Origin of the sequence: Oerskovia sp. NPDC057915 (assembly GCF_042887685.1) — a bacterium.
Classification (GTDB): Bacteria; Actinomycetota; Actinomycetes; order Actinomycetales; family Cellulomonadaceae; genus Oerskovia.
The window spans coordinates 1-25519 of record NZ_JBHVOS010000026.1; the positions used below are offsets into that span (position 1 = coordinate 1).

The window sequence follows — 25519 nt, forward strand, 5'->3', positions numbered from 1 at the left end:
GTGGGCCGGGTGAGGTCACCCGGCCCACGCCGTCCGTCGTTCGCGTCAGGTCGCAGGAGGACCGATCAGGTCCACTGCGTGAGCTTGCGCCCCTCCTTGTCGCGGAAGGCGCCGACGATCAGCATGACGAGGTCGATGAGCGTCCACACGCCCAGTCCGCCCGCGGTCAGGATCATCAGGATGCCCGTGCCGATCTTGCCGACGTAGAAGCGGTGGATGCCGATCGTGCCGAGGACGAGGCACAGCAGGACGGCGGGGAGAAGGAGCTTGGGGCTCGTGGTCTCGGCCTGGTAGGGGGCGGTGCTGGACATGGCTTCCTCCGAGGAGATGAGTGGCGGGCTTTCCGTCCGTCACGACGGCGGGCCGTAGCGTAGCGCGCACGAACCCGCCCAGGACAGGGCGTTCCTCGCACATCGCACGTTTTCACCCGCTCACGGCCTGCCGAGCGCCTGCGCCCGAGCCTCGGCCGCTCAGTAGTCAACCGGGTCCACGCGCCGGAGCACGATCGCGAGCAGCTCGCCGAGCTGGTCGCGCTGGTCGTCGGTGAGCCCGTCGAGCGCGGCCCGCTCGCGGTCGAGCTGGGCGGGGAAGAGCTCGTCCACGAGCCGTTCGCCCTCCTCGGTGAGCGAGAGCAGGATCCCGCGCCGGTCGCGCTCGACGACGGTCCGCTCGACCAGACCTTCGCGCTGGAGGTGGTCGAGCCGCTTGGTGATCGAGGCGCCGGGTGCTCGGGTGATGGTCGTGACCTCACGTGCCCGCAGGGGGCGCCCCGCGCGGCGGAGCGCGGTGAGGACCTCGAGCTCGGGCCGGGTCAGCGAGCGTTGCGCGAGGGCGGCGTCGCTCGACTCGGCCAGCAACGCAGCGATGCGCGTGATCCTGCCGATCGAGTCGACGGGCGAGACGTCGACGTCGGGCAGGCGCTCAGCCCACTGCTCCCGTAGGCGCTCCACGTAGTCCACGGGACCAGCCTAGGGCCTCGGCGAGGATAGTTCACTTGTGAAACATCTACGAACCAGGCGTACCCTGGACGGGATGCCCACCTCCTCCCCTCGCCTCGCTCCCCCGTCCACGCCGCTCACGCCACCCACGGCCACGCCGGCCCGGCAGGCGTCCGTACCGGCACCGGCCGTCCCTCGCTCGCCCGTCCGCGCCGCCGCGCGCGAGGTCCTCGACCCCGCGCACCTGCGCACCGCCCTGCGGCTCACCTCGGTGGACGCGACGCTCGTCGCGGCCCTGCTGTGCGGGGCGAGCGTCGCGATCACGCTCGTGATCGCTGCGACGAGCGGCCACGAGGACCTCGCGGGCTTCGCGGCTCTCGGCGCCCTGACCTCGCTGTACGGGCGCTTCGACCCGTACCGGCGCCGAGCCGCGCTGCTCGCGTCGGTCGGCGCGATCCTGGTCGGCTCGATCCTGCTCACGACCGCGGTCACGGCGGTCGGCGCCCCGACCTGGGTCACGCTCGCGGTCGTCGCGCTCCTCGCAGGCGGCATGACCGCGCTGTGCCAGCTCCTGCGCACGGGCCCTCCCGGCGCGACGATCGTCGTCTTCGCGGCGGGCGCCGGCCTCGCGGGGTCGCCCACGTTCGCCGACCTCGCACCCCGGGGGCTCGCCGGGCTCCTGGGCGTCGCGGTCGCCTGGGCAGTGTGCGTCGCAGGTTTCCTGTTCCGCCCGAGCGGGCCCGCGCGGCTCGCCGTGCGTCGCGCGACGCTCGCTGCCGAGGCTGCAGCCCTCGTTCCCGACGACCGTGGCGCCGTCGGGCGGGCGCGCGACGCCGTGGCTCACGCGCGGACCGTCCTCGCCGACGACGCGTCCCACCGGCGCACGCGCGCGACGGCGCTGCGTCTCGCGGACGAGCTCTCCGGTGCCGCCGGGACGACCGCCGCCCTGCCACCCCGCCAGACCCTGCGCGCGACCGCGCGCGCGTCCCTCGCAGCACCCGGCTGGCGCCTGCGCTCCGTGCGCGTGACCCTCGCGGCCGCCGCTGCGGCAGCGGTCGCGCACGTCGCGGGGTTCGGCCACCCCGCCTGGGCCGCGATGGGCGCGACCGCGACGCTCCAGGGAACGACGACGCAGCACGCCGTGGTCCGCGCGCTCCAGCGGGCGCTCGGCACGGTCGCCGGCGCCCTGATCGCGTGGCCGCTGCTCGACGCGCACCTCGGGTTCTGGGCGACCGCGGCTCTCGTCGTCGCGCTGCAGGTCGTCACCGAGATCGTCGTGGGGCGTCACTACGGCCTCGCGATGCTGACCATCACGCCCATGGCCCTGCTCATGACGTCGCTCGGAGGGTCGAGCGAGGGCATCGCGCTCGACCGGGCGCTGGACACGGCGGTGGGGGCGGTCGTCGGCATCCTCGCGGTCGTGCTGGTCCACGCGCGTCGCCGTCCAGTCCCTCAGAGCGCCGGGCGGGCCGCTGCCTGACGGGCGGGACGGCCTGAGGGGCGAGACGGCCCGCGTCGTGGCCCGGTCCCGCGGACCGGACCACGACGCGGGCCTGACCTGCCGAGGCTCAGACCTCGATGCTCTCCAGCATCTCGGTCACGAGCGCCGCGACGGGCGAGCGCTCGGACCGCGTCAGGGTCACGTGCGCGAACAGCGGGTGCCCCTTGAGCGCCTCGATGACGGCCGCGACGCCGTCGTGCCGACCGACACGCAGGTTGTCGCGCTGCGCGACGTCGTGCGTGAGGACGACGCGGGAGGACTGCCCGATGCGCGAGAGCACCGTGAGCAGGACGTTGCGCTCGAGGGACTGGGCCTCGTCCACGATCACGAACGCGTCGTGGAGCGAGCGTCCACGGATGTGGGTCAGGGGCAGGACCTCCAGGACGTCGCGGTCCACGACCTCGTCCATGACCTCCTTGGAGACGAGCGCGCCCAGGGTGTCGAAGACCGCCTGCGCCCACGGGTTCATCTTCTCGGCCTCCGAGCCCGGCAGGTAGCCGAGCTCCTGCCCACCCACGGCGTACAGGGGGCGGAAGACCATGATCTTGCGGTGCTGCCTCTTCTCCAGCACGGCCTCGAGGCCCGCGCACAGCGCGAGCGCCGACTTGCCCGTCCCGGCCCGACCACCGAGCGAGACGATCCCGATCTCCTCGTCGAGCAGCAGGTCGATCGCGATGCGCTGCTCGGCCGAGCGGCCGTGGACGCCGAACACGTCCTGGTCACCCCGGACGAGCTGCACGTGCTTGTCGGCCGTGACCCGGCCGAGCGCCGAGCCGCGCGGCGAGTGGATCACCAGCCCCGAGTGCACCAGGAGCGGCTCGGCGGCCGCGACCGTGGCGGCGTCGAGCGCCGAGAGCTCGACCGACTCGTGCTCCCACAGGCTGGCCATCTGCTCGTCGCTCACGTCGATCTCGCCCATGCCGGTCCAGCCCGAGTCGATCGCGAGCTCGGCCCGGTACTCCTCGGCACGCAGCCCCACCGCGGACGCCTTGACGCGCATGGGCAGGTCCTTGGACACCAGGGTCACGTCGCAGCCCTCGCTCGCGAGGTTGGCCGCGACCGCCAGGATGCGCGTGTCGTTGTCGCCCAGGCGGAACCCGGCGGGGAGCACGCCCGAGTCCGTGTGGTTGAGCTCGACGCGCAGCGTCCCGCCGACGGCCCCGACGGGCAGCGGGGCGTCGAGGCGGCCGTGCTTGACCCGCAGGTCGTCGAGCATGCGCAGCGCGCTGCGGGCGAAGTACCCGAGCTCGGCGTGGTGGCGCTTGGCCTCGAGCTCGGTGATGACGACGACGGGGAGGACGACGTCGTGCTCCGCGAAGCGCAGCATCGCTCGCGGGTCGGACAGGAGCACGGACGTGTCGATGACGAAGGTGCGACGCCCCGTGGGGGCGTCGGGGTTCGTCGTGTCAGGGGACGCGTCCCTGACGTCGGGTGCAGCTCCAGAAGCAGAAGCGGTTCGGACCACAGCAGGCTCCCTCCGGCGCGCGGCGCCGTTCGTGCTGGTGGGGCAGGCGACCGGCCGACGAAGGGCCGGTGCCGGCCCTCCTGCGCGGAGCAGAAACTCCATCGGATGGCCTCCCGGAGGACGACGTGTGTCGTCCGTCACGTTCGAAACTACGCCCGTGTGGTTCGCCGGTGTCGAGGCAACACGCCGCGCGTCCGAGATGTCACCTGCCGTTCACACGAGGACGTCCCGCCCACCCCCTGGGACGGGGTGGGCGGGACGTGAGACCCACCCGGCCGGCCCGACGACGGCGCTGGCGTGCCGCCGTCGGGCCTGGTGCGTGGTGGGCCGGCTCTGGTGGGCGCTCGGCCCGGCCGTGCTCAGTCCGCGTGCGCGACGTGCGTCGCACGCATGCTGAGCGCCGCGACGAGCCCGATCACCAGGACGCCCGCCGTGACGAGCAGGGTCTGGCCGACCGCGAGCGAGAACCCCTGGTGCAGGGCCGTGGTCGCGGCCTCGCGGATCTGGGCGGCCGCCTCGGGCGGGATGCCCGGCGGAAGCTCCATGTGCTGCGCTCCCCCGGTGAACGAGCCGCCCGCCGCGGCGAAACCGTCGACGAACTGCTGGCGGAGCTCAGCGGGCAGACCCGCCGAGGCGTCGCGCGCGGCGGCAGGCAGGGTCGCCGAGAGCCGGCTCGTGAGCGTCGCGACGATCGCGGCCGAGCCGATCACGCCGCCCACCTGACGGAACGTGTTGAACGCACCCGCGCCCGCACCGGCCGTGCGGTGGTCGAGCCCCGACGTCGCGAGGTTCGCGAGCGGCGAGAAGAGCGCGCCCGTCCCGATCCCGAACAGCGTCATGGGGGCGACGATCGCCCAGGCGCTCGCGTCGGGCGTGGCCGCGACGCTGAGCCACACGACCGAGGCCGAGAGCAGCGCGAAGCCCGTCGCGACGACCCACTTGCCCGGGACCCTGTCGGAGAGCCGGCCCGCGAAGGGGGCCACGACCCCGGACACGAGCGAACCGGGCAGGTTGATGAGCGCGGCCTCGAGCGGCGAGAGACCCAGGATCGACTGCAGGAAGATCGTCAGCGGGAAGAAGATCCCGATCATGCCGAACGACACGGCCATGCCCGACACGTTCGCGAGCGAGAAGTTGCGCGAGTGGAACAGCGTGAGCGGCAGCAGCGCCCGCTCGCCGAGGTGGCGCTGCCACAGCACGAAGGCCGCCAGGACCAGCACGCCCAGACCGATGATCGTCCAGATGTTCAGCGGCCCCACGACCGTGCCCCAGTGGTACGTCTCGCCCTCCTGCAGGCCGAACACGAAGAGGAACAGGCCCACGATCGACAGCGCGACCCCGACCATGTCGAAGCTGCGCTTGTTGGTCGGCAGGGACGGCAGGCTCCGCAGCGCCAGGACGAGGGCCACGACTCCCACGGGGATGTTGACGAAGAAGATCCACTCCCAGCCCCAGGTCTCGACGAACACGCCGCCGAGCAGGGGGCCTGCGATGGTCGCGACGCCCGCGACCGCGCCCCACAGCCCCATCGCGGCACCGCGCTGACGCGGCGGGAAGACGCGCGTGATCATCGACATGGTCTGCGGGGTCATGAGCGCGGCGCCCACGCCCTGGACCGCGCGCGCCACGATGAGCATCTCGACCGAGCCCGACAGGCCGCACCACAGCGAGGCCAGCGTGAAGACGACGAGACCGAGCACGAACACGGGCTTGGGACCGAAGCGGTCGCCCAGGCGCCCGGCGAGCAGGAGCAGCACCGCGTACGTGAGCAGGTAGGCGCTGTTGACCCAGCCCACCGCGGTCAGCGTCGTGTCGAACGTGTCGACGAGCGTCGGGACGGCGATGTTCACGATCGTCGTGTCGACCATGATCATGAAGAAGCCCAGGCACAGGGCCGGGAGGATGCTCCACGGGCTGCGCCCGCCGAGGTCGACGAGCGGGGGTCCGGCCGGCGCACCGGCGGACGGACCAGCGGGCGCGGTGGCCGCGGTGGACGGCGCGCCAGGGTCCGACGGTCCCGCGGACGCCGTGGTGCGGGTCGCGGGCAGGCTCCCTGAAGGAGGGGTCGTGGTCATGGGGTCCTCTGAGGTCGAAGAAGGGCAGGGGTGTTCAGGAGGCTGCGCGAGCAGCCGCGGCCGGGCGCGATCCCGGCCGCTGGTCAGGGCACGTGGTCCGTGGTCTGTGCCCGCGAACGGGCGGCGACGAAGTCGCGGAAGGACTGAGGGACGGGCTCCTCCCAGTCCAGGGCACCGGAGTCGAGGTCGGCGAGCAGGCCGTCGAGCCACGCGAGCTCGGACTCGATCCGGTGGAGGTCGTACTCGACGTCGAGCAGGAGGCGACGTGGCAGGCCGTGGCCCCGCACGACGTCGTACCTGCGGGTCCAGGCGGCGAGCTCCTCGGCCGTCGCGGCGCGTCGGTCCCGGAGCGCCGCGACCGCGCCCGACCGGTCGATCGCGTGGGCCTGCGACAGCGCGAGCGGGAAGCAGGGGTGCTCCTGCCGGGGTTCGCCGAGCAGCAGCGCCGTGCGAGCCGCGAAGGCCTCGCGCCCCGCCTCGGTCAGCCGGTAGGTGGTCCGCTGGGGACGATTCCCCTCGCGGTCGGTGCCGACGGCCTCGACGAGGCCGTCGGACGCGAGACGGTCCATGGAGTGGTAGACCGAGCCCGGCGTGATGCTCGCGAGCCGGTCGTCCCCGCGCTGCTTGAGGGTCTGGTGGACCTGGTACGGGTGCATGGGGCGCTCGTGGAGCAGCCCGAGGAGGAGGAGCGCAGCGGCGGAGAGCTCCTTGCGTGCCATGCGTCTCGCCTCCTCGTGGTCGTCGTTCCCGGTGGAATACTCCGGCTGGAATATACGCCTCGGGCAACCGTCAGGTCGAGGGTTCCGGGACGGTCGTGAGCGGCGTCACCTGCGATGCCGGGAACGGGCACGACGGCCCGACCTGCCCGCACCGAGGGCAGACGGGTGACGGCCTCCGGCGCTAGGGTCGGGGGAAGCAGGTCGCGACTCACGGACGGCGGAGCGTCGCTGCAGGTCAGCGCGCCCATCGGGCCGAGCCGACAGGCGGCCCGGAGTCCGCCCCGGTCCCGCCGCCGACGGCCGCGGGCATCATCGAGAACGAGCTCGACACGAGGAGACGCATGGACACGACCGCGGGCACGTCACCGACGGCCCCCTCGGCAGGAGGACCAGCACGTGAGACGCCTCGGGACCCCGAGGGCGACGGTGCGGCCCTCTCGCCCCTCGTCCCGCTGCCCGGCGGCTCGTTCCGCCGCGGCTCGACCGAGTTCTACCCCGACGAGGGACCCGTCCACGAAGCCAAGGTCGCGCCGTTCGAGATCGAGCGGCACCCCGTGACCAACGCGCAGTTCGCCGCGTTCGTCGCCGCGACCGGCTACGTGACCGTGGCCGAACGCCCGCTCGACCCGGCCGACTACCCAGGCGTCGCGACCGAGGACCTCGTGCCGGGGGCGCTCGTGTTCACCCCGACGGCGGGGCCCGTCGACCTCTCCGACTGGCGGCAGTGGTGGCGTTGGCAGCCGGGCGCCCGGTGGAGCGCGCCGCACGGTCCCGGGAGCTCGATCGAGGGCCGCGAGGACCACCCGGTCGTGCAGGTCTCGTTCGAGGACGCGTCGGCGTACGCCGCGTGGGCGGGCCGCTCGCTGCCGACCGAGGCCGAGTGGGAGTACGCGGCCCGGGGAGGGCTCGACGGCGCCCGGTTCGCCTGGGGTGACGACTACCGGCCCGAGGGCGAGCTCCTCGCCAACCACTGGCAGGGATCGTTCCCGTACCGCAACACGGGTGCGGCGGGATGGGTCGGGACGAGCCCCGTCGGGACGTTCCCCCCGAACGGCTTCGACCTGGTCGACATGATCGGCAACGTCTGGGAGTGGACCACGTCGTTCTACACCCCGAACCATGCGGCCGAGGCCCGGTCAGCGGCCCAGGTCGAGGCGGCCCGGTCCGCGCTCACGGTCGAGATGCCCGCGTGCTGCTCGCCGAGCGCCGACCAGGCTCGGCCTGCGCAGCACGACAGGGACGTCGCCCGCTCCCCCGCCGGCCCGTCCGAGGCGTCCGACGACCCGCGCGCCGCCGCGAGCGCCGAGCCCGGCTCGACGATCCCCCGCAAGGCCCTCAAGGGCGGCTCGCACCTGTGCGCGCCGGAGTACTGCCTGCGCTACCGGCCCGCGGCCCGCTCGCCGCAGGCGGTCGACACGGCGACGAGCCACATCGGCTTCCGCTGCGTGGTGCGTCCCCCGGTCGCCGTGGCCCCTGCCGCGGCATCGATGCCGGCCACCGCACGCAACCTGCTGGGCTGAGCCGTGACGTCGGGGTTCGCGGTCCTGCTGCGGGGCGTCAACGTGGGTGGCGGTCGCAAGGTCCCGTCGGCGGACCTGCGCGCGCTCGCGCAGGACGCCGGTTTCGCGGGGGCGCGCACGCTCCTGGCGAGCGGGAACCTCGTCGTGGCCCCGGGCACGTCGGGAGCCACGTGGCCCGACGACGTCACGCGCCTGGTGCGGGCCGGCCTCGCCGACCGCCTGGGCCTCGACGTCGACGTGCTCACGCTGACCGGCGTGGACCTGGCGGCCGCGATCGCGGCGAACCCGTTCGACGACGCCGCGCGCGAGGACCCGTCCCACCTGCTCCTGACGTTCCACCCGCACCCGCCCGCTCCCGACCGGCTCGAGGGCTTCGACCCCGCCCGCTACGGCATCACCCACATGGCGTGGTCGGGCGCCGTGAGCTACACGTGGTTCGAGGGCGGGGTCGGCACCTCGAAGCTCACGCCCGCCGTCCTGCTCAGGGCGCTCGGGGTGTGGGGCACGGCGCGGAACTGGAACACCGTGAACAGGCTGGCCGTGCTCGTGGACGACGCGGGCTGACCTCGCGGGCCTCAGGCGCGCCGCTCGACCCCGACCGCACCGGCCCCGGCCCCGTCGGCCGCCAGGCGCCAGTGCTGGACCGTGCCCTCGTCGCGCACGACGACCCCGATCGCCGCGAGGTCGTCGCGCACGTCACGGACGTGCGCGTCCTTGCCCGCCTCGAGGAGACCGGCCCGCGCACGGAGCAGCGCGTCCGCCCCGGCGGGCAGCGTCTCGTCGCCGACGTCCCATCGGCGGTACGCGGCGCGGAAGGGGTCCCCGCCCTCGCGCCACGGCCAGCCGTGGTCCGTGAACGCCGCCGCGACCTGCCGGGTCGGCAGGTCCGCAGGCCACCGGTGGACCTCACGGCCGCCGCGCAGCAGCACGATCTCGGTGCCCTCGACGAACACGTCGGTCACCTCGGTACGCCCGACCGTCTCGAGCGTGTCCTTGTTCTTGAACCCTGCCCCCGTTGCCGTGACCGCGATCCGGCCCATGTTCTCCACGAGGTGCTGCGCGAAGCACGCCCCGGCGACGGCGCCGAGGGCACCGAGCGCCACGAGGCTCCACGTGCCCCACACGTCGGCCAGGGCGTCGACCGAGCGGGCCAGCCCCTGCCACGGGACCCACGGCAGGCTCGCCATCCAGGCGGCCAGCCAGCGCAGCCCGACACCCGCCGCCACGCCGAGGGCCGGCACGACGATCCGGAGGAAACGGGTCTCGCCCGAGGCGGCCCCGACGACCGTCTCCGTGGGGTCGTGAGAGACGGTGTCCGTGGTCAAGGATTCGTGGATCTTCTCGTGCACCCCGTCATGCTCCCGTGGGTCGCGCGCCCGAGACATCCCCCTTTCGGCGGACTTCCGGTCCGGTCGACGTCCTCCTTCCGGCGTGCCGGGGCACCGCGGCTCGGCCCGCCGGGCCGACCTCCCGGTAGGATGGGAGGCTGGTGTGCCGGGAAGTCTGGTCGGCGTGACGTCGACGACCCCTCAACCACAGGAGACCTGTGACCGCGCACGAGCAGCACACCCCCACCCCGGACGAGACCCCCCGCACGGGCGACCCGACCCCCTCCACGGGAGCGACGGCGTCGGGTCCCCTGCCCCTCACGACGACCGACCGGCCGAGCGCCTCGCGCCGCTGGAAGCGCTGGGTCACCCAGGAGACCACGGGCGGTGCGCTCCTCATCGGTGCCGCGATCCTCGCGCTGCTGTGGGCCAACTCGCCCTGGCGCGCGGCGTACTTCGACCTCGCGGCGTTCACGGTCGGCCCCGAGGCGCTGCACCTGAACCTGTCGCTGTCGACGTGGGCCGCCGACGGCCTGCTGGCCATCTTCTTCTTCGTCGTGGGCGTCGAGCTCAAGCAGGAGTTCGTCGCCGGCTCGCTGCGCAACCCGCGCGAGGCGGGCGTGCCCATGCTCGCGGCCGTGGGCGGCATGATCGTCCCGGCGGTCCTCTACGTGACCGTCGCGCTGTGGGGCGGCGGCGCGGACGCCGTGCACGGCTGGGCCATCCCGACCGCGACCGACATCGCGTTCGCCCTCGCGGTCCTCGCGGTGTTCGGCCGCGGCCTCCCGACGGCGATCCGCACCTTCCTGCTGACGCTCGCCGTGGTCGACGACCTCCTCGCGATCGTCGTCATCGCCGTCTTCTACACCGACACCCTGCACTGGGCCCCGCTCGGCCTCGCCCTCGTCGGCGTCGCGCTGTTCGCGTTCCTCGTGCGCCGACGCCGCACGCACTGGTGGCTCCTGCTGCCGCTCGCCCTGGTCGTGTGGGCGCTCGTCCACGCGTCCGGCATCCACGCGACCGTCGCGGGCGTCCTGCTCGGCTTCATGGTCCCCGCCCTCGCGATCCACGGCGAGAAGACCTCCCGGACGCACCGGTACGAGCACCGCATCAAGCCCGTCTCCGCGGGGATCGCGCTGCCGATCTTCGCGTTCTTCGCCGCGGGCGTCTCCCTGGTCGACGGCGGCGGGATCGGCGAGATGATCGGCCAGCCGGTGGCGATCGGCATCATCGTCGGGCTCGTCCTCGGCAAGGGGATCGGCGTGCTGGGCGTCACGGCGCTCGTCACGCGGCTCACGCCGCTGCGCCTCGCACCGGGGATCGGCGTCCGCGACCTGCTGCCCGTGGGGCTGCTCGCCGGCATCGGCTTCACCGTCTCGCTGCTCATCGCCGAGCTGTCCTTCCCCGACTCCGCGCACACCGGGTCGGCCAAGGCGGCGGTGCTCCTCGCATCGGTCGCCTCTGCCCTCCTCGCCGCTGCCGCGCTGCGCTGGGACGCCCGGCGCAAGCGCTCCGACGACATGAACGAGGACGGGCGGCCCGACGACGTCACGACGTACATCGGTGACGCAGCCGACCAGGAACGCTGACCCGGCAGGTCTCCGTCGACGCTCCGCCGCCGGAGACCTGCTGACGCCCGGGGCAACTGCATTGAGAGAGCATGCGCGACTCTCTGACCTCGACCGTCGACCGCACCTGCACCGCCGGGTGCGACGAGAACCTGTGCCGGTGCGAGGCGTCGCCGGGCGCCGGACAGGCCCGACGACGTCGGACGCTCGGGGCCCGCCTCCTCGGGGTCGCTCTCGTCGTCGTCCTCGCGAGCGGGACGGCCGCGATCCCCGGCAACCCGGCGGTGAGCACGGGCAGCCCCCTGACCGCCGCGACCGGCGACACCGAGCGCGCGAACGCCCAGGAGAAGGCGAGCAGGTTCGTCGAGCGCGCGACCCGCACGGTCGAACGGGCCGCCGGGAAGGTCGACGAAGGTCTGCGGAGCGCGCTGCGGAGCGCGGTCGACGAGGTCGGCGTGCAGGCCGAGAGCGCCGCACGCACGCCCCGTCCTCTCCTCGCGCGAGGGCTCGCACGGCTCCGCAACGCCGTCGAGCACGCCGAAGGTCTCGACGCCCAGGTCCGCCTGGCGATCGCGACCTTCGAGTTCGAGCAGTCCCGGGTGGCCGCGGCGGAGAAGGCGGCCGCAGAACAGGCGGCAGCGGAGCAGGCAGCCGCCGAGCAGGCCGCAGCCGAACAGGCAGCGGCCGAGCAGGCCGCAGCCGAACAAGCCGCCGCGGAGAAGGCCGCAGCCGAACAAGCCGCCGCGGAGAAGGCCGCAGCCGAGCGAGCCGCCGCGGCTCAGGCGGCCGCCGCGCAGCAGGCCCCCGTCACCCCGTCCGCTCCTCCGGCCCCGTCGCAGTCCATCCAGGAGATCGGCGAGGCGACCCTGCGCAGCCTCCCCGGCAACGGCGGCGTCTCCCTCTCGTGGGACGACCCGGGCCTCTCGGGCCACCTCGGAGGCGTGTGGAAGGGCAACACCTCGACGATCCTCGTCAACGCGTCACGGCTCGCCGGTCAGCCGTCGAAGACGAAGGACGTCATCCGGCACGAGATGGCGCACATCTACCAAGGACGTCTCATGGCTGCGCACGGCATGTCGTGGTCGCAGATCGACGGTCTCCTCGCAGGCGCCTTCGGCTCCAACGCGAGCGAGAAGGTCGCAGACTGCGTCGCGATCCGCTTCGGCGCCTCCTGGGTCAACTACACGAGCGACTGCTCGGGCGGGGACAAGCAGGCATGGGTCGACGCGCTCATCGGCGGCTACCTGCCCTGAGCGGCATGTCCCGCCCGCAGCGCTCTCGGTGGCGCGATCCCACCAGCCCCGTACGATCGCACCCGTGACGCCAGACGCCCCGCGCCGGTCGGAGACCGCCCCGAGCACCACGACCGCGACGGCCGCGGAGGACGTCCTCCCGGCCGGTACGGCAGCCGCTCCCGACCCCACGACCGCCCCGGGCGCGTCGAGGCAGGACACGCCCCCGGAGGGCGAGCGACCCGCCCGACCCCCGCTGCGCCGTCGGGCGTGGGCGTGGCTCCAGCACTACGCCCGGCGCTTCTCCACGACCGGCCTCGTCCTCGCCCTCCTGTTCTTCTGCTACTCCCTGACCCCCTCGCTCATCCCCCGCGCCTGGTACTACCAGGCGCTCATCACGGGCATGAGCATGGTCGGCGGGTACGGCATCGGGGCGTTCGTCGAGTGGTTCGCCCTCAAGGTCGGGCTGCGGATCCGGTGGAGCCCGCGCGTGAGCCGCGTCGCGTGGTGGGTGCTCGGCGCCGCGACGCTCGTCCTCGTGCCCCTGTTCCTCGTCCTGGGCGCGCGCTGGCAGCACGAGCTGCGCGACCTGTTCGGCATGCCCGAGCAGCCACCGGCCAACGACGTCGCGACCGTGTTCGTGGCCCTGATCATCGCGATCGGCGTGCTGCAGCTGGGTCGAGCGCTGCGGCGCGTCGCGCAGTGGGTCAGCCTGGTGGTCGACAACGTGATGCCCAAGCCGATCGCCCGCTTCCTGAGCGGGGTCATCGTCGCGGTCGTGGTCGTGCTGCTGTTCAACGGCGTGATCTGGGCCGGTGTGCTGCACATGCTCAACAACGTCTACGCGAGCGCCAACGAGCAGATCGACCCGAACCTCTCCCCGCCGACCTCCCCCGAACGGTCCGGATCCCCGGCGTCCGGCTCGTCGTGGGAGTCCCTCGGTGCCGAGGGCCGACGCTTCGTCACGCTGGGCCCGACCCAGGACGAGCTCGCCGAGTTCGCGGCAGGCGGCGACGTGGTCGACCCGGCCGACGTCCAGGTGCCGATCCGCGTGTACGCGGGCCTCGACCCTGCGGGCGACCTCGACGCGACCGCGCAGCGCGTCGTCGACGAGCTCGACCGGACGGACGCGTGGGACCGGTCGGTCCTCGTCGTGGCCACCACCACGGGCACCGGCTGGGTCGACCCCGGCATGAGCAACTCGCTCGAGCTCATGCACGGCGGCGACACCGCGATCGCCTCGATGCAGTACTCGTACCTGCCGAGCTGGATCAGCTTCGTGGGTGACCGCAGCACGCCGCCGGACGCGGGCAAGGCCCTCTACGAAGCGGTGTACGCGGCCTGGTCCGAGCAGCCCGAGGACTCCCGGCCGAAGCTCATGGCGTTCGGGATCTCGCTCGGATCGTTCGGCGCGCAGGGCGCGTTCAGCGGCCTGCAGGACATGACGACCCGTACCGACGGCGCCATGTTCGTGGGCACGCCCAACTTCACGCCCAACTGGACCTACTTCACCGCGAACCGCGACCCGGGCTCGCTCGAGTACTCGCCCGTCTACGAGGAAGGACGCCAGATCCGCTGGGGCACCGAGGTCTCGAGCGCCGCGAACATCTGGTCCGTCCCCGGCAGTTGGGAGTCCCCGCGCGTCGTGTACGTCCAGCACGCGTCCGACGGCGTCACCTGGTGGTCGCCCACGACCCTGTGGTCCGAACCCGACTGGATGCGCGAGCCCCGCGGCCCCGACGTGCTCGACGCCGTGCAGTGGCGCCCCGTGGTCACGTTCTGGCAGCTCACGGGAGACCTCTTCGTCGCGGCCGCCTCCGACATCCCCGCAGGTCACGGGCACGTGTACTACCTCGAGTACGCCGACGGCTGGTCGGCGCTCAACGCCCCCGACGGCTGGACGGACGCGGACACCGCGCGGCTCAAGGAGCAGATGCTGACCAAGCAGCCGGCGGCGTCGAGCTCGACGGGCTGAGGCACCCGCCCTCCCGACGGCGGCGCGCACCTTCCCAGGGTGCGCACCGCCGTCGGCGCCCGTGGGCGAGCACGCCGGTCAGGGGCGCGCGACGCCCGCTCGCGCCGACGGCAGCGCAGTGGCGACGACCAGCGCGACGAGCCCCACGACGGCAGCGAGCCCGAAGGCCGCCGAGAACGGGGTCGTCGACGAGACGGTCCCGCCCTGGGCCACGGCCCCGGCCAGGAGCGCGGTCGTGACCGGCGCCGCGACGGCCGACCCGACCGTGCGCAGCACCGCGTTGAGCCCCGTGGCGGCCGCGACCTCGTCGGCCGGCGAGAGCATCGTCACGAGCTGTGCGCACACCGCGAACCCGATCCCGTTGCCGAGACCGAGAACCGTGAAGAACACCAGGACCGCCCCCATCTCGCCGGGCCGGACGGCGAGCCCGGCCCCGGCGACGGCCATGACCAGCACGGCCGTGATCGCCAGCGACTTGGCACCGAACCGGATGCTCAGCGCCGGGGCGACCCGGCCTCCCACGAACACCAGGACCGCGCTGGGGAGCAGCACGAGTCCGGTCTGTGTGACCGTGAGCCCCGAACCCGCGTCGGGCTGCGCCTGGAGGATCAGCGGCAGGCTCACGTAGAAGACGTAGGGCACGAACCCGAGCGCGAGGGTCAGGACGCTCGTGATCACGAGGGACCGGTTGCGGAACGTGCGCACGTCGACCAGGGGCGCGGCCGATCGCAGCTCGACCAGGACCAGCACGACCAGGGCGCAGACCGCCACGAGCCCGACCCCCCAGGTCAGCGGCGAGGCCCACCCCCACGACCGCCCCTGGGAGACGGCGAGCAGCAGCCCGGAGAGACCTCCCGCGAGCAGGAACGTCCCTGCCCAGTCGGTGCGCGTCGCGCGTCCCTCGGGCCGGACACCAGCGGCCGGGACCCAGGCGAGGACCATCGCGAGCGCGACCAGGACCAGGGTGGCGGTCGACCAGAAGAGCCAGTGCCACGAGAGCGACTCGACGATCAGACCGCCCAGGACGAGCGCGACGCCTGCCCCGACCCCGACCATCCCGGACAGCCACCCGAGGGCCGTGACGAGGTGCCGACCGTCGAGCGACCGGCGCGAGATCGCGAGGGCCAGCGGGAAGGTCGCGGTGCTCACGCCCTGGACCACGCGTGCCGCGAGCAGGACGCCCAGGTTCGGCGCGAGCGCGGCGACCACCGTCGCAGCGGCGAAGACGACGAGCGTGACGACCAGGACCCGGCGGTGCCCGTAGCGGTCGCCGAGCGAGCCGACGACGGGGGCGAGCACAGCACCCGCGACCAGGAAGGCCGTGAGGATCCATCCCGTCCCCTGTGGACCCGCCCCGAGGGCCTCCCCGAGCGTCGGGAGGGCCGGCACCAGGAGCGTCTGCATGAGCGAGAAGGCCAGGACCGCGGTCGACAGGGCCAGGATCGTCAGAGCGGGCCGGGCCGGGGGGCCCGGGACGCTCTCGCCGGGCGGGACCTGCAGGGCCTGGGGCGGCGTCGAGGCCGGTCGGGGCGTCGAGGCCGGGTTCGCGCCGGGACGGGTGGTCGTGGACGTGGGGGCAGGACGGGTCACGGGCGCGGCTCTCGGTCGGTGGCCGGCGAACCGGCGGACGATGAAACGGAACGGAATCTTCGTTCCGTTCCAAACTAGCACCCGGGACGGCTACCGTGAAGACATGCCTCCGGACCCGACGTCGCCGCCGCTCGCCGGTCGCAAGCGCGAAGCCCTCGCCAACGACCGCAACGTGCTGGTCGCAGCACGCGAGGTCTTCTCCCTCCACGGCCCCGAGGCGACGATCGGCCAGGTGGCCGAACGGGCAGGGGTGGGCGTCGGCAGCATCTACCGCCGCTACAGCACCAAGAGCGCCCTGGTCCGCGCCCTGCACGTCGCGGCGATCGACGACCTCGCGCAGATCGCGCGCGAGTGCGCGGAGGGAGCCAAGGACACGGAGGGCACGGCGGCCACCGGTCAGGGCGCCCCGTCCGGGGCCGTCGAGACCTTCCTGCGGCGGCACATCCTCGAGTCGTTCGGCCCGCTCATCATCTCCTCGGGCGAGCACCCGCCCGCGACGCCCGAGGTCGACGCCGCGTCGGCCGCCCTGCACGAGGCGCTCGAGCGGGTGCTCGCGACGGACCGGGAGGCCGGCCTCGTGCCCAGCACGTTCACCCCGGCGGACCTGATGCTGCTCATCACCCACCTTCGCCCACCCCTCCCTCTACCTCGCGAGCAGGCCGACGCCCTCCACCTGCGCTATCTCGGCGTGGCGCTCTCCGGGCTCGCGCAGGCCGCGTCGACCGTCGCGTCGGCAGCCTCGGCCCCGGCCTCGCCGGCGGGTGCCACCACCTCCACCGCCCTGCCCCCCGGCCCCTCGTGGGAGGACTGGCTCGCGATGTGGACCTCTCGTGACCCCGGGGTTGCCGCGGACGGCTGAGCGACCCCGTCCACGAACAGCTCGACGGCCGCTCCTCCCCCGACCACCGCGAGCCGCTCCGGAAGGTCGGCCAGGCCGTCGACCTGCTCGACGTGCCGGACCCCCGGCGACACGTGCCCGGCGACGACCGCGAGCGCCACCTCGGCCGCGACCAGGCCGGTGACCCGCCCCTGGCCGTGCGCGACGAGCGAGACCTGCGCCTCTCGCTCCCCGTTCCGGGCCGTCGCGGCGAGCGCGAACCGGTCCCCGCCGACGTGCACGGCACCGAACAGCGCCGCGAGCAGCCGTCGACCGTGCTCGCTGCGGAAGGCGCGCAGGAGCCCGGCGCGGCGCGAGCCGAACAGCACCGCGGTGAGCGCCCGGGAGTCGAGCGCGAACCGCGTCGTCACCCGGGGCACGTCGAGCGTGCGGCGCAGGGCGTGCTGGTCGGAGAAGTCGAACGGATGGACGGTGCGCCCTCCGAGCGCGGGCAGCAGGACCCGGCGAGGGCCGCCGTCGGGCGCTCTGCCTCGCCGGCCGCCCGGGCGAGGGCTCACCAGCCCGTCGACCGTCCAGCGGATCGCGTCCGCGCCGTGCGCCTCGCCGCCTCCGAGGACGACCGCGACGTCGATCTCCTGGGCGCCGCCCACGAGGTCGTGCGCACGACGCGCGAGCAGGTTCGTGAGTCCCGGCGCGACGCCCACGCTCAGCACGGCCGCGGCTCCCGTCTCGCGGGCGACGTCGTCGAGGCGTTCGGTCGCCTCGAGCTGGGACCGCGACGCCGAGACGTCCACGAGCGAGATGCCGCGCCCGAGGCAGGCCCTGGCGACGCGGTCGTCGCCGGGCTCGACGGCCAGGACGACGAGCCCCACGCCGTCGAGCGCGGCGTCGAGGGTCGGGGGGTCGGCGAGGTCGACCCGCGCGGCGCGCGGCGAGCCGAGCCGTCGGGCGAGCGCCTGCGCGGCGTCGAGGCTGCGCCCGGCGGGGATCACCCGGCCGGGGACGACCTCGGCGAGCCGTTCGCACACGACGGTGCCGACCGCGCCGTAGCCGCCCACGACGAGGACGTCCGGAGAGTTCACTAGAGTCATGCTCTAGTGAATATCACTGTAGTCTCACTACAGTCAATCGTCCGTGCTCGTCCCCGGGAGCCTCATGTCCCCCACCCGCGCCGAGAAGGCCCGCGCGACCCGCACCCGCATCCTCGACGCGGCGCGCGCGCTGTTCGTCCGGAACGGCTGGACACGCACCTCGGTCGAGGACGTCGCGCGCGCCGCGGGCGTCGCGACCCAGACGATCTACTACACGTTCGGCAGCAAGCACGCGCTCTTCAAGGAGCTCCTCGACGTGAGCGTCGCGGGCGACCACGACGACGTCGCCACGCTCGAGCGCCCCTGGGCCCTGGCCGTCCTCGCCGAGCCCGACGGCGCCACCCACCTCGCGCTGCACGTCGCCGGGGCGCGCGCCGTGCTCGACCGCGTCGCCCCGCTCCTGCGGGTCCTGCGCGACGCGGCGCCCGCCGTGCCCGAGCTCGGCGAGCTGTGGGCCGCGAACCAGGCGCAACGCCGCACGGTCGCCGCGACGCTCACCCGGTCGCTCGCCGACAAGTCGCCCCTGCGGACGAGCACCGAGGTCGCGAGCGACGTGACCCACGCGCTGCTGGGACCCGACACGTACGGCACGCTCGTGCTCGACCTGGGCTGGTCGCCCGAGGCCTGGCAGGACTGGGCCACCGACGCGCTGCGTCGCCAGCTCCTGCCATGACGCACCGGACGACGCTGCTATGGTCGACAGCATGAGCTTCTCGTCGACCGTCATGATGCGCCCCACCCGGGGCCCTTCGTGATGCGCTGACGCGCTCCACCACCCAAGGCCTCGCCGCAGCGAGGCCTTTCGTGTGTCCGGGCCCGGTGCGGTCGAGGCGCCGCAGCACCCCTCATGGGTGCCCGTCGTCCCGAGAGGACTCCCGCCATGACCACCCGGACCGCCCCCGCAGGCGCAGCCGCCCTGCCGACCTTCTACGTCACGACCGCCATCCCCTACGTCAACGGCGACCCGCACCTGGGCCACGCGCTCGAGCTCGTCCAGACCGACGTCCTGGCCCGCCACGCGCGCCTGCGCGGCCGACCGACCCGCTTCCTCACGGGCACCGACGACCACGCGCTCAAGAACGTGACGGCGGCCCGGGCCGCGGGTCGCGAGGTCGGGGAGTTCGTCGCCGAGCACGTCGAGGACTTCCGTGCGCTGCGTCCGGCGCTCGCACTGTCCACCGACGACTTCCTGTCGACGTCGACCGACCCCCGGCACCGCCCCGGCGTCGAGGCGCTCTGGCGGCGGTGCGCGGAGGCCGGTGACTTCTACCGCCGCTCCTACGAGGGCCTGTACTGCGCGGGCTGCGAGCAGTTCTACGCACCCGACGAGCTCGACGCGTCGGGCCGCTGTCCCGAGCACCAGCCCCTGCCCGAGCGCGTGGTCGAGGAGAACTGGTTCTTCCGGCTGTCCCGCCACGCCGACGCGGTCCGCGACGAGATCACCTCGGGGCGAGTGCGCGTCAACCCTGCCGCCAAGCGCAACGAGGTGCTCGCGTTCCTCGACGCCGGGCTCGAGGACTTCAGCGTCTCGCGCCCTGCGACCCGCTCGGACGGCTGGGGCGTCCCGGTCCCCGGGGACCCGTCCCAGGTCGTCTACGTGTGGTGGGACGCGCTGACCAACTACGTCACCGCGCTGGGCTACGGGTCGGACCCGACCGACCCGGGCGCCGCGGGCGACTACCGCACCTGGTGGGCCGACGGCGACGAGCGCGTGCACGTGATCGGCAAGGGCATCACGCGCTTCCACGCGGTGTACTGGCTCGCGCTCCTGCTCTCGGCGGGCGAGCCGTTGCCCACCACGATCCACGTGCACGACTACGTCACGGCCGGGGGCGCCAAGCTCGCCAAGTCGGCGGGCACCGCGGTGCACCCCGTCGGCCTCGTGGACGCGTACGGCACCGATGCGCTGCGCTGGTGGTTCGCGCGCGAGGTCCCGCTCCTGGGCGACGCCGAGTTCACGACCGAGCGCCTCGTGGCCCGGCACGACGACGAGCTCGCGCACGGTGCGGGGAACCTGGTGAACCGCACGCTCACGCTCGTGCACAGGTTCCGCGACGGCGTCGTGCCCGTGCTCCCCCGCGCCCTGGCGACGGGGCCCGACGAGCTGGGCGCCGCCGTCGGGCAGGTGGAGGCCGCCGTGGACACCGCCCTCGCGGACGCCGACCTGCGCGGTGCGACCGGTGCCGTCTGGCGGATCGTCGACGCGGCCAACCGGTACGTCAACGCCGAGAAGCCGTGGGAGCTCGCGGCCCGCGAGCGCGCCGGAGAAGCGGGCGCCTCCGTGCACCTCGATCAGGTCCTCGCACGGCTCGTCGAGGCGTGCCGGGTCGTGGCGGTCGAGCTCTCGCCGTTCGTGCCCGACGGCGCCGCGCGCCTGCGCGAGCAGCTCGGCCCCGTGCAGGACGGACAGGCAGCCGGACCCGACCGCGTGGGCACCCCGGAGCCGGTCTTCCCCCGCCTGGGCTGACCGACGCCCCCGCTGGGGGCGGAGCACGTGTCGCGGCACACCGGGGCCGCACGACACGCGCTCCGCACCCGGCGGACGGCGGCTAGCGCAGCGCCGGGGCGTGCGACTCCAGGAACCGGAACACCTCGGTCTGGTCCACGCCCGGGAACGCCCCGACCGGCATCGCGGCGAGCATGCTCGCGTGCGGGCGCGCGCTCGGCCACGACCGGTCCGCCCAGCGTTCGGTCAGCTCCACGGGCGGGCGCCGGCAGCACGACTCGTCCGGGCACCGCGAGACCGTGCGCTCGGTCGTCTCGCGCCCGCGGAACCACTTGACGTGCCCGAACGGCACGCCCACGCTGACCGAGAACTGGCCGTCGTCGGAGTCCTGGACGCGCGAGGTGCACCAGTAGGTGCCGGTCGGGGTGTCGGTGTACTGGCTGAAGGGGCTCAGCCGGTCCTCGACCGCGAACACCGTGCGCGCGGTCCAGTTGCGGCACACGTACTGCCCCTCGACGGCCCCGAGGGGATCCGCGGGGAAGCGCACGCCGTCGTTCTCGTACGCCTTGTGGATGATCCCGGACTCGTGGATCTTCATGAAGTGCACGCCGATGCCCAGGTGCGTCGTGGCGAGGTTCGTGAACCGGTGGGCCGCGGTCTCGTAGGACACCGAGAACGCGTCGCGCAGGTCCTCGACCGAGATCTCGCGGGCGTCCTTGGCCTCCTTGAGGAGCTTGACGGCGTCGCGCTCGGGCAGCAGGAGCGCGGCCGACAGGTAGTTCGCCTCGACGCGCTGGCGCAGGAACTCGCCGTAGTCGCGCGGCTCGTGGTGACCCAGCACGTGCGACGCGAGCGCCTGGAGCAGGGCCGAGCGCGGGTCGCTCGACGCGCGCGTGCCCGTGCTCGGCAGGTACACGCGGTGGTGCCGGAGGTCGATGACCGAGCGCGTCGAGTGCGGCAGGTCGTGCACGTAGTGCAGCGAGAAGCCCAGGTGCGTCGCGAGGTCCGCGGCCACGCGCTGCGACATGGGTCCGCGGGCGTGCCCGACGCCGTCGAGCAGCTCGCGCGCGGTCGTCTCGAGCTCGGGGAAGTGGTTGTCCTGGGCGCGCATGGTCGCGCGGAGCTCGGTGTTCGCGCGTCGGGCCTCCTCGGGGGTCGCGGCCCGCTCGGTGTGCAGGCGCTCGAGCTCGCGCTGGAGACCGACGATCGCCTCGAGGGCGTCGCTCGGCAGCGACTTGCCGACCCGTACGCCGGCCAGCCCGAGCGACGCGAACAGCGGGCCGCGCTGCGCGCGCTCGAGCTCGATCTCCAGGGCGGCGCGGCGCGTGGGCGGCTCGGCCGAGAGCAGGTCCTCGACGCTCGCGCCGAGGGCTCGGGCGATGGCCTGGAGCTGGGAGAACTTGGGCTCGCGACGCCCGTTCTCGATCACGGACACCTGCGAGGGCGCCCGGCCGATCGCGGCCCCGAGCTCGTCGAGCGTCATGCCCCGCTCGGTCCGCAGGTGCCGGACGCGACGGCCGATCGTGAGGGCGTCGGCCTCCTCCTCGACCGGCAGCGTGGTGGCCAGGGGCGTCCCGCCCTGCCGTCCGGGGAACTTCTGTGCTGACTGCGCGTCAGATGCCATGACTGAGGGTGACACACGCCACTCCTTCCGCACAACAGAAGAAGCGCACTTCTTCTGTTGAAGAAGTCCTTGTGGACCCCTTGCGCGGCGAAGGAAGGTCGTTCCACGGCCACCGCTCGTCCGGGCGGCAGGCCGGGACGAGTACCACCGCACGCAACGAAGCTCTGGAGGCACCCCGTGACCACCCCGCCCATCATCAGCCGCCGCTCCGAGAACGAGTACGCCACGCCCCGGGCGTCCGCGACCTCCCGGTCCGGCGCCGTCACGGCCCCCGTCCCCTCCCCCACGCCCGTCGGCACCGGCCACACCCCCGGGCACGCGCCGTCACGACCCGGCGACCAGCGTCAGACCGCGGCCGACCTCGCCCTGTCCTGGGCGACCGACCCCCGCTGGGCCGACGTGCAGCGCGACTACACGGCCGAGGACGTCGTGGCCCTGCGCGGCTCGGTGCGCGAGGAGCGCACCCTCGCCCGCCGCGGCGCCGAGAAGCTGTGGGACCTCATCCACACCGAGGAGTGGGTCGCCGCGCTCGGCGCCATGACCGGCAACCAGGCCGTGCAGCAGGTGCGTGCCGGCCTCAAGGCCATCTACCTGTCCGGCTGGCAGGTCGCGGCCGACGCCAACCTGTCCGGCCAGACCTACCCCGACCAGTCGCTGTACCCCGCGAACTCGGTCCCGGCCGTCGTGCGCCGCATCAACAACGCCCTGCTGCGCGCCGACCAGATCGAGACCTCCGAGCGGTCGGGGTCCCCCGCCGGGCAGACGCCCGAGCGCGACTGGATCGCGCCCATCGTCGCCGACGCCGAGGCCGGCTTCGGCGGGCCCCTCAATGCCTACGAGCTCATGCACTCGATGATCGAGGCGGGCGCCGCGGGCGTGCACTGGGAGGACCAGCTCGCGTCCGAGAAGAAGTGCGGCCACCTGGGCGGCAAGGTCCTCGTCCCGACCGCGCAGCACATCCGCACGCTCAACGCGGCCCGCCTCGCCGCCGACGTCGCGGGCGTCCCGACCGTCATCATCGCCCGCACCGACGCGCTCGCCGCCGACCTCATCACGTCCGACGTCGACCCGCGCGACCAGGAGTTCCTCACGGGCGAGCGCACGGCAGAGGGCTTCTACCGCACTCGCCCGGGTATCGACACGGTCATCTCGCGCGGCCTCGCGTACGCCCCGTACGCCGACCTGATCTGGGTCGAGACGGGCGAGCCCGACCTCGAGCTGGCCCGCCGGTTCGCCGAGGTCGTCCACGCGCAGTACCCCGACAAGAAGCTCGCGTACAACTGCTCGCCGTCGTTCAACTGGAAGAAGCATCTCGACGACGCCCAGATCGCGAGCTTCCAGAAGGAGCTCGCCGCGATGGGCTACGCGTTCCAGTTCATCACCCTGGCCGGCTTCCACGCCGTGTCCCACTCCATGTTCGAGCTCGCCCGCGGCTACAACGACCGCGCGATGAGCGCCTACGTCGAGCTCCAGGAGGCCGAGTTCGCCTCCGAGTCCGACGGCTACACGGCCACCCGCCACCAGCGGGAGGTCGGCACCGGCTACTTCGACCGCGTCGCCACGGCCCTCAACCCCGACAGCGCCACCCTCGCGCTCGCCGGGTCCACCGAGACCGCCCAGTTCCACTAAGCCCCGCCCCGCTCGCCGAGCCAGAGGTCTCGCGTCGGGGTGGAGGGCTCCGGCCCTCCACCCCGACGCCTCGCCTCCACCTCGCGGCACAGACCATCGGAGCCATGCCATGCCCATCACCCTCACGACCCACTCCTCCGGCCCGACGACGTCACGCACCTCGTCCGACCGGCCCGCCTCGACCGGCCCCCGCGGGGGGCGCGACGACGACGCGCGGCGTGCGACGCCGTCGGGCACCCTGGACGTCACCGGGCGCCTCGGCGAGCGCTACCGCGAGATCCTGACCCCGGGCGCCCTCGACTTCCTCACCGCGCTGCACGACCGCTTCCTCGCCGCCCGCCACGGGCTGCTCATGGACCGCCAGCAGCGCCGCCAGGACGTGGCCGACGGGATCGACCCCGACTTCCGCGCCGCGACCCGGCCCGTGCGCGACGACCCGACGTGGCGCGTCGCCGGCTCGCACGGCGCCCCCGGGCTCGAGGACCGCCGCGTCGAGATCACCGGCCCCACCGACCCCAAGATGGCGATCAACGCCCTCAACTCCGGCGCCAAGGTGTGGCTCGCCGACCAGGAGGACGCGTCGTCGCCCACGTGGCGCAACGTCGTCGAGGGCCAGCTCGCGCTGCACGACGCGATCCGCGGCACGCTCGCGTTCACCTCTCCCGAGGGCAAGGAGTACGCGCTGCGCTCGACCGAGCTGACGGACCTGCCGACCATCGTGTTCCGGCCCCGCGGCTGGCACCTCATCGAGAAGCACCTGCGCTACGTCGACCGCGCGGGCGTGGCGGTCTCGGCGTCGGCGTCGCTCGTCGACTTCGGGCTGTACTTCTTCCACAACGCCCGCGAGCTCGTCGAGCGCGGCCGCGGCCCGTACTTCTACCTGCCCAAGCTCGAGGGCTACCGCGAGGCACGCGTCTGGAACGACGTGTTCGTGTTCGCGCAGGAGTACCTGGGCATCGAGCAGGGCACGATCCGTGCGACCGTGCTGATCGAGACCCTGCCCGCGGCGTTCGAGATGGACGAGATCCTGCACGAGCTGCGCGACCACTGCGCCGGGCTCAACGCGGGCCGCTGGGACTACCTGTTCTCGGTCATCAAGTCCTTCCGCACGCGCGGCGACCAGTACGTCCTGCCCGACCGCTCGCAGGTCCCCATGACCGCCCCCTTCATGCGGGCCTACACCGAGCTCCTCGTCGCGACGTGCCACAAGCGCGGGGCGCACGCGATCGGCGGCATGAGCGCCTTCATCCCCGACCGCCGCCGACCCGACGTGACCGAGAAGGCCTTCGAGCAGGTCCGGGCGGACAAGCGACGCGAGGCGGGCGACGGGTTCGACGGCACCTGGGTCGCGCACCCCGACCTCATCCCCGCGGCGCGCGCCGAGCTCGACGCCGTCCTGGGCGACCGGCCGAACCAGGTCTCGCGCCTGCGCGACGACGTGAACGTGGGCCAGCACGAGCTGCTCGACATCGGGTCGGTGCGCCGCGCCGGTGCCACCGTGACCGCGGCCGGGCTGCGGTCCAACGTGTCGGTGGGCGTCCGGTACATCGAGTCGTGGCTGCGCGGCGTGGGGGCCGCCGCGATCGACCACCTCATGGAGGACGCCGCCACGGCCGAGATCTCGCGCTCGCAGGTGTGGCAGTGGATCGCGTCCGGCACGCGCACCGAGAACGGGGTGCCCATCACGCGGGCCCGCGTCGAGGCGCTGCTCGCCGAGGTCGTCGACGACCTGCCCCGCGGTGAGGGCAACCGGGTCGACGACGCCGCGCACGTGTTCCGCGCCGTCGCGCTCGCCGAGGACTTCCCGACCTTCCTGACCATCGGGGCGTACTCGCAGTTCCTGGTCGGGTCGGCCGTGGACGGGCCGCGCGAGGGCTGACCGCCTCTCGCAGCCCGGTGCCGGTACCGGGTCGCCCAACGGCCCGGTGCCGAGGACGGGGTCGAGGTCGTCATCGAGGGGATGACGACCTCGACCCCGTC

At 73.7% G+C, this 25519-nt stretch carries 19 protein-coding genes and 1 pseudogene; 11 read left to right on the forward strand and 9 right to left on the reverse strand.

All coding sequences use genetic code 11. The annotated features are described in order from the left end of the window. Positions 1-65 precede the first annotated feature (65 nt). A complete protein-coding gene (locus ACFVQ3_RS16110; protein WP_387641070.1) occupies positions 66-311 on the reverse strand; it encodes a TM2 domain-containing protein in 246 nt (81 codons plus the stop codon). A 159-nt stretch (positions 312-470) separates the two neighbouring features. Further along, positions 471-959: a MarR family winged helix-turn-helix transcriptional regulator gene (locus tag ACFVQ3_RS16115; protein ID WP_387641072.1), complete on the reverse strand. Its 489-nt coding sequence runs from the start codon at positions 957-959 to the stop codon at positions 471-473. 73 nt (positions 960-1032) lie between these two features. Between ACFVQ3_RS16115 and ACFVQ3_RS16120 the strand changes: the two genes are divergently transcribed. Continuing rightward, positions 1033-2418, forward strand: coding sequence for an FUSC family protein (locus ACFVQ3_RS16120; RefSeq protein ID WP_387641075.1), 1386 nt, complete (start codon positions 1033-1035; stop codon positions 2416-2418). An 88-nt stretch (positions 2419-2506) separates the two neighbouring features. Here the strand turns inward: ACFVQ3_RS16120 and ACFVQ3_RS16125 are convergent, their stop codons facing one another. The 3 genes from ACFVQ3_RS16125 to ACFVQ3_RS16135 all read right to left on the reverse strand — a co-directional run bounded on the left by ACFVQ3_RS16125 (position 2507) and on the right by ACFVQ3_RS16135 (position 6698). After that, a complete protein-coding gene (locus ACFVQ3_RS16125; RefSeq protein WP_387641207.1) occupies positions 2507-3766 on the reverse strand; it encodes a PhoH family protein in 1260 nt (419 codons plus the stop codon). Positions 3767-4263: 497 nt separating this feature from the next. Next, entirely contained in the window at positions 4264-5979 is a 1716-nt protein-coding gene (locus ACFVQ3_RS16130) for a DHA2 family efflux MFS transporter permease subunit (RefSeq protein ID WP_387641078.1), read from the reverse strand. An 83-nt stretch (positions 5980-6062) separates the two neighbouring features. Continuing rightward, entirely contained in the window at positions 6063-6698 is a 636-nt protein-coding gene (locus ACFVQ3_RS16135) for a PadR family transcriptional regulator (RefSeq protein ID WP_387641081.1), read from the reverse strand. Between the two features lie 341 nt (positions 6699-7039). Between ACFVQ3_RS16135 and ACFVQ3_RS16140 the strand changes: the two genes are divergently transcribed. Both ACFVQ3_RS16140 and ACFVQ3_RS16145 read left to right on the forward strand, forming a co-directional pair. Beyond that, entirely contained in the window at positions 7040-8218 is a 1179-nt protein-coding gene (locus ACFVQ3_RS16140; protein ID WP_387641083.1) for a formylglycine-generating enzyme family protein, read from the forward strand. A 3-nt stretch (positions 8219-8221) separates the two neighbouring features. Continuing rightward, positions 8222-8782, forward strand: a complete 561-nt coding sequence (locus tag ACFVQ3_RS16145; RefSeq protein WP_387641085.1) for a DUF1697 domain-containing protein — start codon at positions 8222-8224, stop codon at positions 8780-8782. Positions 8783-8793: 11 nt separating this feature from the next. On the opposite strand, the gene ACFVQ3_RS16150 is transcribed toward ACFVQ3_RS16145, so the two are convergent. Continuing rightward, positions 8794-9543 carry a hypothetical protein gene (locus ACFVQ3_RS16150; protein WP_387641087.1) on the reverse strand — a complete coding sequence of 250 codons (750 nt, stop codon included), beginning with the start codon at positions 9541-9543 and terminating at the stop codon, positions 8794-8796. 221 nt (positions 9544-9764) lie between these two features. On the opposite strand from ACFVQ3_RS16150, the gene nhaA reads away from it, so the two are divergent. The 3 genes from nhaA (at position 9765) to ACFVQ3_RS16165 (ending at position 14321) form a co-directional block, all read left to right on the forward strand. Further along, complete coding sequence (gene nhaA / locus ACFVQ3_RS16155; protein ID WP_387641089.1) at positions 9765-11135, forward strand: Na+/H+ antiporter NhaA; 1371 nt, start codon at positions 9765-9767, stop codon at positions 11133-11135. Positions 11136-11206: 71 nt separating this feature from the next. Next, positions 11207-12367, forward strand: coding sequence for a hypothetical protein (locus tag ACFVQ3_RS16160; RefSeq protein WP_387641092.1), 1161 nt, complete (start codon positions 11207-11209; stop codon positions 12365-12367). A 64-nt stretch (positions 12368-12431) separates the two neighbouring features. Then, on the forward strand, positions 12432-14321 hold the full coding sequence (locus ACFVQ3_RS16165; protein WP_387641095.1) for an alpha/beta hydrolase: 1890 nt from the start codon (positions 12432-12434) through the stop codon (positions 14319-14321). A 78-nt stretch (positions 14322-14399) separates the two neighbouring features. Here the strand turns inward: ACFVQ3_RS16165 and ACFVQ3_RS16170 are convergent, their stop codons facing one another. After that, the gene (locus tag ACFVQ3_RS16170; RefSeq protein ID WP_387641098.1) at positions 14400-15911 is read right to left on the reverse strand and encodes an MFS transporter; all 1512 of its coding nucleotides are present in this window, start codon (positions 15909-15911) and stop codon (positions 14400-14402) included. A gap of 103 nt (positions 15912-16014) precedes the next feature. Between ACFVQ3_RS16170 and ACFVQ3_RS16175 the strand changes: the two genes are divergently transcribed. Further along, positions 16015-16770, forward strand: a complete 756-nt coding sequence (locus tag ACFVQ3_RS16175; protein WP_387641100.1) for a TetR/AcrR family transcriptional regulator — start codon at positions 16015-16017, stop codon at positions 16768-16770. A 710-nt stretch (positions 16771-17480) separates the two neighbouring features. Here the strand turns inward: ACFVQ3_RS16175 and ACFVQ3_RS16180 are convergent. Further along, positions 17481-17840: pseudogene (locus ACFVQ3_RS16180) on the reverse strand (saccharopine dehydrogenase NADP-binding domain-containing protein); the annotation flags it as partial. 64 nt (positions 17841-17904) lie between these two features. Between ACFVQ3_RS16180 and ACFVQ3_RS16185 the strand changes: the two are divergent. Together ACFVQ3_RS16185 and ACFVQ3_RS16190 are read left to right on the forward strand one after the other, a co-directional pair. Further along, a complete protein-coding gene (locus tag ACFVQ3_RS16185) occupies positions 17905-18513 on the forward strand; it encodes a TetR/AcrR family transcriptional regulator (protein ID WP_387641103.1) in 609 nt (202 codons plus the stop codon). Positions 18514-18720: 207 nt separating this feature from the next. Next, positions 18721-20307, forward strand: a complete 1587-nt coding sequence (locus ACFVQ3_RS16190; RefSeq protein WP_387641106.1) for a methionine--tRNA ligase — start codon at positions 18721-18723, stop codon at positions 20305-20307. 82 nt (positions 20308-20389) lie between these two features. On the opposite strand, the gene ACFVQ3_RS16195 is transcribed toward ACFVQ3_RS16190, so the two are convergent. Beyond that, the gene (locus ACFVQ3_RS16195) at positions 20390-21910 is read right to left on the reverse strand and encodes a helix-turn-helix domain-containing protein (protein WP_387641108.1); all 1521 of its coding nucleotides are present in this window, start codon (positions 21908-21910) and stop codon (positions 20390-20392) included. A gap of 177 nt (positions 21911-22087) precedes the next feature. Here ACFVQ3_RS16195 and aceA point away from each other — a divergent pair, with 177 nt between their 5' ends. Together aceA and aceB are read left to right on the forward strand one after the other, a co-directional pair. Further along, complete coding sequence (gene aceA, locus ACFVQ3_RS16200) at positions 22088-23539, forward strand: isocitrate lyase (protein ID WP_387641111.1); 1452 nt, start codon at positions 22088-22090, stop codon at positions 23537-23539. 109 nt (positions 23540-23648) lie between these two features. After that, complete coding sequence (gene aceB, locus ACFVQ3_RS16205; RefSeq protein ID WP_387641114.1) at positions 23649-25418, forward strand: malate synthase A; 1770 nt, start codon at positions 23649-23651, stop codon at positions 25416-25418. Positions 25419-25519: the final 101 nt, after the last annotated feature.

Bases quoted from the DNA above. Each gene is read 5' to 3' on its own strand.
- ACFVQ3_RS16175 (WP_387641100.1), top strand. From the start codon at position 16,015: ATGCCTCCGGACCCGACGTCGCCGCCGCTCGCCGGTCGCAAGCGCGAA.
- ACFVQ3_RS16140 (WP_387641083.1), top strand. From the start codon at position 7,040: ATGGACACGACCGCGGGCACGTCACCGACGGCCCCCTCGGCAGGAGGA.
- ACFVQ3_RS16190 (WP_387641106.1), top strand. From the start codon at position 18,721: ATGACCACCCGGACCGCCCCCGCAGGCGCAGCCGCCCTGCCGACCTTC.
- ACFVQ3_RS16130 (WP_387641078.1), bottom strand. From the start codon at position 5,979: ATGACCACGACCCCTCCTTCAGGGAGCCTGCCCGCGACCCGCACCACG.
- ACFVQ3_RS16110 (WP_387641070.1), bottom strand. From the start codon at position 311: ATGTCCAGCACCGCCCCCTACCAGGCCGAGACCACGAGCCCCAAGCTC.
- ACFVQ3_RS16125 (WP_387641207.1), bottom strand. From the start codon at position 3,766: ATGCTGCGCTTCGCGGAGCACGACGTCGTCCTCCCCGTCGTCGTCATC.
- ACFVQ3_RS16135 (WP_387641081.1), bottom strand. From the start codon at position 6,698: ATGGCACGCAAGGAGCTCTCCGCCGCTGCGCTCCTCCTCCTCGGGCTG.
- ACFVQ3_RS16195 (WP_387641108.1), bottom strand. From the start codon at position 21,910: ATGGCATCTGACGCGCAGTCAGCACAGAAGTTCCCCGGACGGCAGGGC.
- ACFVQ3_RS16160 (WP_387641092.1), top strand. From the start codon at position 11,207: ATGCGCGACTCTCTGACCTCGACCGTCGACCGCACCTGCACCGCCGGG.
- ACFVQ3_RS16120 (WP_387641075.1), top strand. From the start codon at position 1,033: ATGCCCACCTCCTCCCCTCGCCTCGCTCCCCCGTCCACGCCGCTCACG.
- aceB (WP_387641114.1), top strand. From the start codon at position 23,649: ATGCCCATCACCCTCACGACCCACTCCTCCGGCCCGACGACGTCACGC.
- ACFVQ3_RS16185 (WP_387641103.1), top strand. From the start codon at position 17,905: ATGTCCCCCACCCGCGCCGAGAAGGCCCGCGCGACCCGCACCCGCATC.